This is a genomic window from Planktotalea sp. (genome assembly GCF_018607965.1).
Classification (GTDB): Bacteria; Pseudomonadota; Alphaproteobacteria; order Rhodobacterales; family Rhodobacteraceae; genus Planktotalea.
In genome coordinates this window covers 16879-28576 of record NZ_JABBAM010000028.1, presented here as the reverse complement: position 1 = coordinate 28576, position 11698 = coordinate 16879, and the positions used below count along the sequence as shown (strand labels likewise).

At 51.4% G+C, this 11698-nt stretch carries 11 protein-coding genes; 4 read left to right on the top strand and 7 right to left on the bottom strand.

The annotated features are described in order from the left end of the window. Nucleotides 1-35 precede the first annotated feature (35 nt). The 7 genes from QZ279_RS02070 to QZ279_RS02040 all read right to left on the bottom strand — a co-directional run bounded on the left by QZ279_RS02070 (nucleotide 36) and on the right by QZ279_RS02040 (nucleotide 5839). Complete coding sequence (locus tag QZ279_RS02070; protein ID WP_293447283.1) at nucleotides 36-464, bottom strand: DUF6691 family protein; 429 nt, start codon at nucleotides 462-464, stop codon at nucleotides 36-38. After that, complete coding sequence (locus QZ279_RS02065) at nucleotides 464-889, bottom strand: YeeE/YedE thiosulfate transporter family protein (RefSeq protein ID WP_293447280.1); 426 nt, start codon at nucleotides 887-889, stop codon at nucleotides 464-466. Before QZ279_RS02065 ends, QZ279_RS02070 begins: the two co-directional genes overlap by 1 nt. A 35-nt stretch (nucleotides 890-924) precedes the next feature. After that, a complete protein-coding gene (locus QZ279_RS02060) occupies nucleotides 925-1788 on the bottom strand; it encodes an MBL fold metallo-hydrolase (RefSeq protein WP_293447277.1) in 864 nt (287 codons plus the stop codon). A 64-nt stretch (nucleotides 1789-1852) separates the two neighbouring features. Then, a complete protein-coding gene (locus tag QZ279_RS02055; RefSeq protein WP_293447274.1) occupies nucleotides 1853-3037 on the bottom strand; it encodes a VWA domain-containing protein in 1185 nt (394 codons plus the stop codon). Between the two features lie 3 nt (nucleotides 3038-3040). Further along, nucleotides 3041-3208, bottom strand: a complete 168-nt coding sequence (locus tag QZ279_RS02050) for a hypothetical protein (RefSeq protein WP_293447272.1) — start codon at nucleotides 3206-3208, stop codon at nucleotides 3041-3043. 2 nt (nucleotides 3209-3210) lie between these two features. Beyond that, nucleotides 3211-4581 (bottom strand): DUF2927 domain-containing protein, encoded by a 1371-nt coding sequence (locus tag QZ279_RS02045; protein ID WP_293447270.1) that lies wholly within the window; start codon nucleotides 4579-4581, stop codon nucleotides 3211-3213. Nucleotides 4582-5002: 421 nt separating this feature from the next. After that, on the bottom strand, nucleotides 5003-5839 hold the full coding sequence (locus tag QZ279_RS02040; protein ID WP_293447268.1) for a MoxR family ATPase: 837 nt from the start codon (nucleotides 5837-5839) through the stop codon (nucleotides 5003-5005). Nucleotides 5840-6013: 174 nt separating this feature from the next. Between QZ279_RS02040 and dksA the strand changes: the two genes are divergently transcribed. The 4 genes from dksA (at nucleotide 6014) to QZ279_RS02020 (ending at nucleotide 11646) form a co-directional block, all read left to right on the top strand. After that, nucleotides 6014-6436 carry an RNA polymerase-binding protein DksA gene (dksA, locus tag QZ279_RS02035; RefSeq protein WP_293447286.1) on the top strand — a complete coding sequence of 141 codons (423 nt, stop codon included), beginning with the start codon at nucleotides 6014-6016 and terminating at the stop codon, nucleotides 6434-6436. 84 nt (nucleotides 6437-6520) lie between these two features. Continuing rightward, nucleotides 6521-7690, top strand: a complete 1170-nt coding sequence (locus QZ279_RS02030) for an FAD-dependent monooxygenase (protein ID WP_293447267.1) — start codon at nucleotides 6521-6523, stop codon at nucleotides 7688-7690. A 64-nt stretch (nucleotides 7691-7754) separates the two neighbouring features. Beyond that, nucleotides 7755-8975, top strand: coding sequence for an N-acetylmuramoyl-L-alanine amidase (locus QZ279_RS02025; protein WP_293447265.1), 1221 nt, complete (start codon nucleotides 7755-7757; stop codon nucleotides 8973-8975). Nucleotides 8976-9090: 115 nt separating this feature from the next. Beyond that, nucleotides 9091-11646, top strand: coding sequence for a PBP1A family penicillin-binding protein (locus QZ279_RS02020; RefSeq protein ID WP_293447263.1), 2556 nt, complete (start codon nucleotides 9091-9093; stop codon nucleotides 11644-11646). Nucleotides 11647-11698 lie beyond the last annotated feature (52 nt).

The following is an 11698-nucleotide window of genomic DNA, read 5'->3' as shown; positions in this document are numbered from 1 at the left end:
AGGGGTCGTGAATCATATCAGCCTCACAGGCTCAATCAGTTAATGGGTCCTGACCATAGATGCCGGCCTATTTTCGGTGTCATAAACATCCCGACCAACATCGCAAGAATAAAGGTGATATTGGCCCATCCCCCGAAACTAAGTGACGCAAGCGTTGGACCAGGGCAAAGACCAACCAGCCCCCATCCCAGTCCAAAAAGAAGAGAACCAAGGATAAGTTTACGTTCAAGCTTTGGCTCAGGTAGCTTTTGGAATTCCCCACCGACCAACGGCGCGCGAACTTTCGTCAATCGCCATGCCACGGCCATCGGTATTATCGCACCGCCCATAACAAACGTTAGCGTTGGGTCCCAATCACCGAAAATATCCAACCAATCTTGCAGCTTTTTGGTGTCGGTCATGCCTGAAATCAACAGACCGGCTCCGAATAGACCACCTGCGATGAACGCTAAAAATAAACGCATTAGATCCATCCCAAAGCTTGGCGAAAGACGATCATCGTGATCACGCCTGCCAGTACGTAAATCAGGGTCGCAATAATGCCGCGAAGGGACAGTCGCGATATACCGCAAACACCATGTCCAGACGTGCAGCCATTTGCGAGCCGTGTTCCGATGCCAACCAACAGGCCCGCTGGAATAAGAAGTGCCGGATTTTGCGTTAGATGCGTTTGTGATCCGCTGAGAAAGGGCAATAACAGGGCAGGAAGAACAACAAGTCCTGCAATAAAGACAATGCGTTCCTTCCATGATGAGTGTCCCGTTCCATCAACAAGGCCGCCAACGATCCCGCTGGCACCCATGATGCGTCCGTTTCCAAGCAGGTAAACCGCGCCGCCCAGACCGATAAGCAAGCCGCCAATCAGTCCTAAAATCCAATCTTGTTCCACAAGTATTCCTCTTAACGCCGATCACTGCGATCCATTTAAAGCTTATTGATTGGAACTTTCAGGAAAACATCTCCCTGATCGTCCGGTTCGGGTAGGTTTCCCGCTCGCATATTGATTTGCAGTGACGGAATGATCAAACGCGGCATGGCTAAGGTCGCATCGCGCTCTTCGCGCATCTGAACAAAATCTTCAAGGCCGCGCGCGCCACCGATATGAACGTTCGCCGCTTTTTGGGCACCAACAGTACTTTCCCAAGCAAACTCTTCGCGGCCAGGGGCTTTGTAGTCATGGCCCACAAAAATACGGGTTTCATCTGGTAAACGTAGGATTTTCTGGATTGAATTATAAAGGTCTTGCGCTGATCCACCGGGGAAATCGCAGCGTGCGGTCCCGAAATCAGGCATGAACAGTGTGTCGCCAACGAAAGCCGCATCCCCGATGACATAGGTTAAACAAGCGGGCGTGTGGCCCGGTGTTTGCATAATATCAACGCGCATCTGGCCAATATGTACACTATCGCCATCGCCAAAAAGCTGATCGAACTGACTGCCATCGCGCTGAAATTCGCTGCCTTCGTTAAAGACTTTACCAAAAGTATCTTGAACAAGAACGATGTTTTTGCTGATCCCGATTTTACCACCCAAATGCTCTTGCAAGTATGGCGCTGCAGAGAGGTGATCGGCATGCACGTGGCTTTCGAGGATCCATGCAACGTCCAAATCGCGCTCTTTCACAAACGCGACAATGTCATCTGCGCTTTTCGTGTCTGTCGTCCCGGAGGCGTGATCAAAGTCCAAAACACTATCAACGATCGCGCAGGATCGACCGTTGGGTTCTTTCACCACGTAAGAGATCGTATTTGACGCGTCATCAAAGAAGGCTGCAATGTCAGGTGTCATGGTGAAATCCCCTTTGGGGCATCATATATTCAGAGTTGAATGTGATACAAGCCAGCGCCGCTTTTTAGCGGGTAAGCTCTTTCATGCCTCGCTCTAAACCAGACAGGGTCATAGGAACCATCTGATCTTCAAACACCTCTTGGATCATCTTGATGGAATGGGTGTATCCCCAGTGCTTTTCTGGCACCGGATTGATCCAAAGATTGCTTTTCCATTGCTCGCGCGCGCGTGCGAGCCAAACTTGACCGCTTTCAGCGTTCCAATGTTCGCTTGCGCCACCTGGATAGGCGACCTCATACGGGCTCATCGATGCATCACCAACGAAAATGCATTTGTAGTCAGGCCCATACGTGCGCAAAACTTCGTGGGTTGGAATTTGTGCATCCCAACGACGGCTATTGTCGCGCCACACTCCTTCATACAAACAATTGTGGAAATAGTAATATTCCAACTGCTTGAATTCGGTCCGAGCCGCTGAGAAAAGTTCCTCGACGACTTTGATGTGTGGGTCCATAGAACCGCCAACGTCCAAAAACAGCAGAACTTTAACGGCGTTGCGTCGTTCTGGTCGGGTTTTCACGTCCAGATATCCGTTTTCCGCCGTCGCGCGAATTGTTCCGTTCAGATCCAGCTCTTCGGTGGCCCCATCGCGGGCCCATCGGCGCAAGCGTTTCAGGGCGACCTTGATATTGCGGGTCCCCAGTTCGACACTGTCATCTAGGTTTTTGAATTCGCGCTTGTCCCAGACCTTAACGGCGCGCTGATGACGGCTCTCGCTTTGGCCAATCCGAATGCCCTCGGGATTGTAACCGTATGCGCCAAAGGGCGAAGTGCCTCCGGTTCCGATCCACTTGTTGCCACCTTGATGACGACCTTCTTGGTCTTTCAAGCGCTCTTTCAGCGTTTCCATCAGTTTTTCGAAGCCACCAAGCGCGTCTATTTCGGCTTTCTCTTCTTCGCTCAGGTGTTTTTCAACCATTTTGCGCAACCATTCTTCGGGAATTTCAACTGCGTTGAGCATTTCCTCAGAGGTGATTGCCTCAAGACCTTTGAAAGTCGCGGAAAAGGCTTGGTCGAATTTATCGATGTTGCGTTCGTCTTTAACCATCGCGGTGCGTGCAAGGTAGTAGAACGCTTCGATGTCATAAGTCACAAGCCCACGCTTGACGCCTTCCAAAAAGGAAAGATATTCGCGCAAGGAAACCGGGATACCGCCGTTGCGCAGGTTGTCAAAGAAGGGCAGGAACACGGATTAAAGTGCTATGCGATTGATTATCAGTGTCGCGATAAATCCAACAAGGACGAATGCGATTCCGTGTCCGGCGGCATACTGGGCCATATCAGCCAAGTTACCACCGCGCTTTTTTGCGCGAAATGCGCCGAGTGCGATGCCAAATAGCCCCGCGAAAATAAAGATCATGTCTAGCCGCGTCCTTTTTTGAGCGGGCTTATTGAAGAAATTTCACGTAGCTTGGCCCGCACTGCCCAGTCTGGACCAAAGCCGTATCGTGCCCATCCCAAACTGTCCATACGAATGGTGCGTGCTTCTGAACTGCGACCGGCAAGATCCAGCGCTTCGGCGCGTTGCAACATGAGGGTCGACATCAAAGCTGCGTTCTCATAACGCGCTGCGGTATCAAGATGTGGACCGATCTGTTTGAGGGCTGCTTCACCATCGCCTGCAGCAATATAGAAAGAGGCAAGCTGGGACGCTGCATAAGCAGAGTGTAGGCGTGTCGAGGAGTTTTTCCCATAGAGACGTGCAGCGATCGAGAAATGTTCACGTGCTTTCTTGAGATCCGTCGACATATTCAAACGGCCCATGGCGTAGTGACTAAACGCACGGCGATGGTCTGACCAACCCATTGCGACGGCAATCTGCATTGCGTCATTGGCGGCACGCAGGCGTTCTTTCTGGTTTGCGCCCGGTCCAAGTGCGCGCTGGATGGCATTGATCCACGAACGTGGAGTGCGCGTCAAACGACGAGGGGCATACTGAGCGCCGCGCGGATTTACGCGGGATAGAATTCCACCAATGCGATCAGCAACCTGCGGTTTGGTCATCCCGTTTCTGAGAGACGGGTCGTAGTATGCGCGCAGAATGAGCATGTCGAAACCTGTTAGAACGGTATGCACATTGTCGTCGTTAAAAACAGAATCAGGGAGGCGGTAGAGGTCATTCAATGGACCAAGTGCCTGAGCAAGCTCTTCATGCAAGCAATCACGTACTTCCTGCGGGCTTGCATCGTTGGGCAGAAAAATCGCCAGACGCTTGCGTTCTCTCAAGCTTGTCCAGTTTACCAAAGATGTTCGACGCGCCAGACGATACTGCGCCATGCTTGATACGTTTGGCGCTACAAAGCACGCGGCTTGTGGCAACATTGCGCGGATTTCATTACGCGATACTGCTTCAATCGTGATATTTGCGTGATCTGCCTGATCTTGGCGGATATCGATCCGCGCTTCTGTGCGTAGACGGTGTAGCAATCGGTTCAGATCGCTCGCTAGACCCGATGAGGGACGACCTGTGACACGCACAGAAATAGGACCTTCAAATCTGGTTAGGGTCTGCAAACTTCTGCCGCTTTCCAAATTGAAAGACAGGTCCAAGAAATCGCGCGCAATATCGGTGTTGGCGCGAAGGGATGGAGTGGGGCGCGGGGCGCTAAAGGCTTTTACGGCGGGCAAAGTCATGCCAGCTGTTACAGTTTGTGCCCGCGAGGGCATATCAGCTGGTGCTGACGGCACACAGCCAGACAGCACGAGATAAAATGTCAACAAAAATCGGCGCATTAGGTCTTCAAACCCCGTCTCGTTCGCATGCGACCTGCGAAAGGGGGATGTTCAAAAGAACACCCGTTTATGTAGGGACCCTGACGGGTAGCGATCATCAAAGATGAGGAGGGACGCGCAAGCGCAACAGTCAGGCATATCGTCGAACCTTTGACCGAAGTCATATGTGTAGCCATTGCCTGCAAAATCTATCCCACTCATTAGTAACGTGCCACCGTTCTGACGGAACACCCTGTCGAGTTTATGAAAACTTCATGGCAATATTAAGAAGCTGCCTCGGGAACACTAACCCGATACAATTTCAAGGTGTTATAAGGGATTGTTCACGTTTGGGCATTTGTTGCTGGCCTGCCACCTAGATATTGGGGCAAAGGCAGGCCAAAGGCATACAAAGGTGCAATTAACTCGCGAGCGGTGCGTTTTAGGTGCGACGCGCCATAAAGGCTAAGCGTTCAAACAGGTGGACGTCTTGTTCATTTTTCAGCAATGCGCCGTGCAACTTTGGCAATGCATTCGCACCATCGCGTTTCAGATCTTCGGGGGTCAAATCTTCGGCCAAAAGCAGCTTAAGCCAATCAAGAACTTCTGACGTGGATGGCTTTTTCTTTAGGCCTTGTTGTTCGCGAATGTCATAAAACTGGGTCAAAGCGGTCGAAAGCAGGGCTTCTTTGATGCCGGGGTGATGGACTTCTACAATCTTGCGCATAGTCTCTGGATCGGGAAAGCGGATGTAGTGAAAGAAGCATCGACGCAGGAACGCATCTGGCAATTCTTTTTCATTGTTCGAGGTAATGATCACAATCGGGCGATTAACAGCACTGATCGTCTTTCCAGTTTCGTAAACATAAAACTCCATACGATCTAATTCTTGCAGCAGATCGTTTGGGAATTCGATGTCGGCTTTGTCGATTTCGTCGATCAACAAAACGACTTTCTCACCAGCTTCAAACGCTTCCCACAACTTCCCTTTGCGAATGTAGTTCGCCACATCATGAACACGTTCTTCGCCAAGCTGGCTGTCACGCAACCGGCTTACGGCGTCGTATTCATACAGACCTTGCTGGGCTTTCGTTGTGGATTTGATGTTCCATTCAATCATGCGCAACCCGAGGCCTGTCGCAATCTGTCTCGCAAGTTCTGTTTTGCCTGTCCCTGGTTCGCCCTTAACCAAGAGTGGACGTTCCAATGTGACCGCAGCATTCACCGCGATTGTAAGGTCGTCGGTGGCTACATAGTCCTGCGTTCCAGTGAATTTCATAAGTGCGCTCGCCAATTGATATAAGTTGCGAGCACCTTATCGACTGCTCATTTTCGCTGCAATGTGAGTTTATTGAGTAGTGACAAGCTTTGTTTGTTACGTTAAGTCGCGCTCAAAGGGTGCCAAAGCCAAAGGATATTATTCATGGATGATGGCCTTAAAGGGGGAGTGGACATGAAAGCTGAAGTTTTTCTGCCTGATGATTATCGACCGGCTGAAGACGAGCCGTTTATGAACGATCGCCAAACAGAGTATTTTCGCCAAAAGCTAATTAACTGGCGCGATGATCTTCTGGCGGACGGTCGTGATACGATTGAAACGATGCAAGACGGGACAAGAAACATTCCAGACGTCGTTGATCGCTCAAGCGAAGAAACGGATCGGTCTTTGGAATTACGCACGCGTGACCGTCAGCGCAAACTTGTTGCCAAGATCGATGGAGCTTTGCGCCGTATTGAAGAAGGTGAGTTTGGGTACTGTAACGTAACGGGTGATCCAATCTCGTTGAAGCGTCTTGATGCGCGGCCTATCGCAACGATGAGTTTAGAAGCACAAGAGCGCCATGAGCGTCGTGAAAAAGTTCACCGCGACGACTGATCGCGCGCATTTGCTTGTAATATATAAACGCCGGGGCTTTCGCTTTGGCGTTTTTCGTTGCACTGATGTGTTATGGATCATCCGATGAAGATAACTGTGGTTGGTGGCGGAATTGGCGGGCTGGCTGTTGCAACGGCCTTGGCGCAGCAAAGCGTGCAGGTTGTTGTATTAGAACAGGCCAGCGCGATTAGCGAAGTGGGTGCCGGTTTGCAGATCAGCCCGAATGGTCTGTGCGTCTTGCGCGCGCTTGGACTTGAAAAGGCATTGGCGCGTCGCTCGTGTCGTGGCCACGCCGTCAGTTTGCGACGGAGTGAAAGCGACGTTGAGGTTGCGCGGCTGGATCTGACGCGCCTTGAAGCAACCCAGCGTTACCATTTTTTGCATCGCGCTGACCTCATTGATATGTTGCTCAACGCGGCAACAAACGCGGGTGTCGATGTAAGGACCTCTCAAAAGGTTTCCTCAATTGAACCTGCGATACCAACGGTTGTTCACTTGGCCGATGGATCCGAACTGACCAGCGATCTTGTTATTGATGCCAGCGGGTTGCACAGCACATTGCGCGGCGTGCTGAATGATGAAGCTGACCCTTTCTTTACTGGCCAAGTCGCGTGGCGTGCGATCATTCCCAACACGATCATGCGTAAAAACGCTGTTCATGTTCATATGGCTCCGCGCAGCCATATTGTGTCGTATCCCATCCGCGACGGTGCGTTTCTTAACCTTGTTGCGGTGCAAGAACGCGATCAATGGGCGCCAGAGGGCTGGTCGCAGCGTGATGACCCAAAAAATCTACGCTCTGCGTTCCAAGGCGCGGCCCCTGTTGTTCAACAGATGCTAGAGCAGGTCCAAGACGTCCATTTATGGGGTTTGTTTAGACATCGGGTTGCGGCGAATTGGGCTGGGGCAGGGTGCGTGTTACTTGGGGACGCGGCCCATCCAACTTTGCCCTTCCTCGCACAGGGTGCAAATACGGCGCTGGAAGACGCTTGGGCGTTGGCTGCGTGTCTTGCCTGTGATGGGGCGATTGAAGCTAAATTGGCAGCATATCAAAACCTACGAAAGTTGCGCGTTACAAAGGTAATCGAAGCCTCTAACAATAATGCGTGGCGCTATCATCTGCGCCGCGGTCCAGTTCGGTTGGCTGCCCACATCGCTCTCGGACTTGGAAGCCGCTTTGCGCCTAATTTGATGTTGGGTCAATTTGACTGGCTGTATGGATACGATATCACTTCCGTGACACCTGAGATTTAAGGGTTCCGTGTTTCGCATGTGACCCGTATACCTTGCGCCAACGAAACGAGCCGGAAAAAGGCCGATGATCAGAGCAGCACTTCTTATTATTCTTGCCCTGTCGCTTGGCGCGGGCAGCACGGGGTACGCCCAAAGCTTTACCGCTTTGACGCGTATTGACGCTGAGGAAAGCCGCATCACCACTCGGGGCGGTGTCTATCACGTTGATTTGTCGCTCTCGCAAGGGGTGCCTTACCGCGTTTATACGTTGAGCGATCCCGCAAGATTGGCGATAGATTTCAGAGAAGTCGATTTTGCGGGCGTTGATCCCAAAGGCTTGATTGCCGGTGAAGCGCCCAATCAATTGAGGTTTGGAGCTGTTCGTCCCGGTTGGTCGCGGCTGGTTTTAGATTTGCCGAGTGCTCAGATTGTTCAGAACGCAGGGCTGAGTGTGGACAGCGAGACGGGTCGCGCGCGATTGAGTATTTCTCTTATGCTTGCGGATGATGCTACGTTTAAGATCAATTCAGGCGCGCCCCAAGATGCAGAATGGGATCGGTTGAAGCCAAGTGCGTTGGCAAAAATTCAGGCTCGATCAGAGGCAAGGCTAACGGTTGTTTTGGATCCGGGGCATGGTGGAATTGATCCTGGCGCATCGGGCAAAGGTATCACTGAAGCAGAGTTGATGCTGGTTTTGGCGCAAGAGGTGCGCGACGCATTGCTGCGCTCTGGTGATTTCGACGTCGTTTTAACCCGTTCAGAGGATGAGTTCGTTTCGCTTGAACGGCGCGTGCAGATCGCACGTTTAGCAGGCGCGGATCTCTTTGTGTCTTTTCATGCAGACGCGTTGGCGAGCGGAAAAGCGAATGGGGCAGCGGTCTATACGCTTTCAAAAGAAGCCTCCAATGCGGCGTCGGCTGCTTTGGCAGAACGCCATAACCGCGCGGACATGCTTGCTGGTGTCGATCTGTCTGGGCAGGATGATGAAATCGCCTCGATTTTGATGGAACTTGCACGCCTAGAAAATATGCCGCGTTCTCAAGCGCTTGCGCGGGGCATTATCCTTGGGATCAATACCGAAGTTGGCCATACTTATAAACGCCCGATCCAATCTGCGGGTTTCTCGGTTCTAAAGGCCCCAGATATTCCATCGGTTTTGATCGAAGTTGGTTTCTTGTCGAGCAAAGATGATCTTAGCAAACTGACAGATCCTAAGTGGCGCGGTAAGATGGTGAACGGGATTCACAATGGAATTCAGGCGTGGCTTTTGAACGATGCCGCTGACGCAGAACTGCGTCGCAAGTAGCGTTTGGCGCTACGGCTAGTCGTGATGCGCTGAAATCAGCTTACATATAGCGATGTTGTGTTTTGACGATCCGGCTTTTGGCGCGTATAGAGTGCTAAAAAATGGGGGCCGGCACGTGCTCAGAGCAATCGTATCTTTCTTTGGATCCATCTTTTCCCTTGTGACGATGGGATTGATGATGGCCGCGCTTACAATTGGTGCGATTTTCTGGATGTATGGCCGTGATTTGCCAAGCCACGAAAGTCTTGCGCAATACAAGCCCCCAACTATTTCGCGGATTTATTCTGGCGAAGGTCAAATCATCGACGAATTCGCGCGCGAGCGTCGCTTGTTTGCGCCTGCGAATGAAATTCCCGACCTCGTTAAACAGGCTCTGATTTCGGCTGAAGACAAGAATTTCTATACACATGCAGGCTATGATACCCGCGGTATGGCATCCGCACTTCGGGATGCGATCACGTCACGTGGCGAAAACGTGCGTGGTGCGTCGACGATCACGCAGCAGGTCATGAAAAACTTCCTTTTGGACGGATCGCGCAAAGCAGAGCGTAAAATCAAGGAAATCATCCTTGCGACACGCATTGAAAAAACACTGACAAAAGATCAAATTCTCGAACTTTATATGAATGAGATTTTTCTGGGCCAGAATAGCTTTGGCTTTGCCGCTGCGTCGCAGACGTATTTTAACAAAACGATGGGTGAACTCGCGCCTCACGAAGCTGCGTTCCTCGCATCCATGCCCAAAGCGCCCAGCCAGTTCCATCCTGTGCGTCGCAAAGAACGTTTGAAACAGCGCCGTGATTTCGTGCTCAAAGAAATGATGGAGAATGGCTATATCTCTCAAGCGATGTACGAGAGCGAAGTTGTTCTACCTTTGAAGTCCGTGCAAAACGGCGACTTTGATAGCTTTCGATCCGCTTTACAGCGTGACTATTTCACCGACGAAATTCGCCGACAGCTAAGCGAAGACTTTGGTGAGGGCGAATTCTTTACGGGTGGTTTGACCGTTCGCGCAACAGTTGATCCCGAAATGCAGGCAGAGGCAGCGGATGCACTGCGCCGAGAGCTTGAACGTTATGATCGCTCACAAGGCATCTGGCGTGGGACTGGTGAAGCAATACCTGTGGATCTCCTTGGGTCAGAAACATCTTGGCGCGAGGCCCTGAGCAATGTTCGCGTCGCGCGGGATGTTGATTTGGAAAATAAATGGCACCCTGCTGTCGTGCTAGAGGTTGGCTCGAACGAGGCTCGCATTGGTATTGAAGGTGTAGATGAAGATGAAGATGGTCACTGGGTTCCCGCAAAAGACGCGCAATGGGCGCGCAAACGTCTGTCTGACGGGAAACTAGGGCGCAAAGCCAAAGTCGTTGGCGATCTGCTTGCTGTCGGTGATGTGGTCCATATTCGCAAAATAACGGACGATAATTCTGGTGCATTCATTCGCTGGACTTTGCGTCAAATCCCAGAAGTACAAGGTGGCTTCATGGCCATGGACGTAAACACGGGTCGCGTTATTGCGATGCAAGGTGGCTTTTCCTATCAGCACTCTGTGTTCAACCGCGCAACACAAGCGCAACGTCAGCCGGGCTCCAGCTTTAAGCCATTCGTATACGCATCTGCGCTTGATAGCGGATATACACCTGCAACGATCGTGGTAGATGCGCCGATTGAAATTAACACGCCGCAGGGTTTGTGGCGCCCTAAAAACGCATCCAATACGTTCTATGGTCCGGCGCTCTTGCGCACAGGAATTGAACGTTCGCGTAACTTGATGACTATTCGTTTGGCCAAAGAAGTGGGAATGGACACAGTTGGCAGTTACGCAGAAAAATTTGGCGTTTACGAAAAAGGTGATTTCCTGCGAGTGCTTGCGAACTCACTGGGCAGTCAGGAAACAACATTGTTCAAGATGGTCGCAGCTTATGCGATGTTTGCAAATGGTGGGGAACGCGTTGAACCAACCTTGGTTGACCGTGTTCAGGATCGCTATGGTAAAACGGTCTATAAGCACGATTTGCGCACGTGTACGGATTGTAGTGACCCCGCGATTTCACCAACACGCAGCCCACGTATCGTGTCAGACCGTGAACGTGTGATGAACGCGGTTACGGCCTATCAGTTGACGTCCATGATGCGCGGTGTTGTCGAACGCGGTACTGCTTCAAAAACTGTTAAGCTAGGTGTCCCGACTGCGGGCAAAACGGGCACAACTAACGATGCGAAAGACGTTTGGTTTGTTGGTTTCACCAATCGCATCGTTGCGGGTTGCTACATTGGATATGATACTCCGCGTAGCCTTGGTAAAGGTGCATCTGGCGGTGGTATGTGCGGTCCTGTGTTTAACCAATTCATGCGCAAAGCGACGAAAAAATACGGTGCGAGCAAATTCCGTGTGCCTGAGGGCTGTGAATTCATCAAAATTGACCGTTTTTCAGGTGCGCGTCTTTCCGGCGGTGCATCCGGCGACAACGTCGTGAACGAGTGTTTCCGTGAGGGCGAAGAGCTAATCTTTGGTGTCTCGTTTGACGGTGGTTTTGCGATGGGTAGTAACTTGTCTTTGATTGCACCTAGTGGTCAGGTTGTGCGTCAGGTGACGACGCCGACAGGTAAAAAGGCGATTGTGGGGCCGAAAGCAAACTTTGGCACACTCAGTTCGGGCGGTCTTTATTAAGATTAAAGGCTGTCGTGTGGCGTAAGAGGCCGCATGAAATCCCGCTTAGCCT

Bases quoted from the DNA above. Each gene is read 5' to 3' on its own strand.
- QZ279_RS02070 (WP_293447283.1), bottom strand. From the start codon at position 464: ATGCGTTTATTTTTAGCGTTCATCGCAGGTGGTCTATTCGGAGCCGGT.
- QZ279_RS02045 (WP_293447270.1), bottom strand. From the start codon at position 4,581: ATGCGCCGATTTTTGTTGACATTTTATCTCGTGCTGTCTGGCTGTGTG.
- dksA (WP_293447286.1), top strand. From the start codon at position 6,014: ATGAAAGCTGAAGTTTTTCTGCCTGATGATTATCGACCGGCTGAAGAC.
- QZ279_RS02040 (WP_293447268.1), bottom strand. From the start codon at position 5,839: ATGAAATTCACTGGAACGCAGGACTATGTAGCCACCGACGACCTTACA.
- QZ279_RS02025 (WP_293447265.1), top strand. From the start codon at position 7,755: ATGATCAGAGCAGCACTTCTTATTATTCTTGCCCTGTCGCTTGGCGCG.
- QZ279_RS02060 (WP_293447277.1), bottom strand. From the start codon at position 1,788: ATGACACCTGACATTGCAGCCTTCTTTGATGACGCGTCAAATACGATC.
- QZ279_RS02050 (WP_293447272.1), bottom strand. From the start codon at position 3,208: ATGATCTTTATTTTCGCGGGGCTATTTGGCATCGCACTCGGCGCATTT.
- QZ279_RS02030 (WP_293447267.1), top strand. From the start codon at position 6,521: ATGAAGATAACTGTGGTTGGTGGCGGAATTGGCGGGCTGGCTGTTGCA.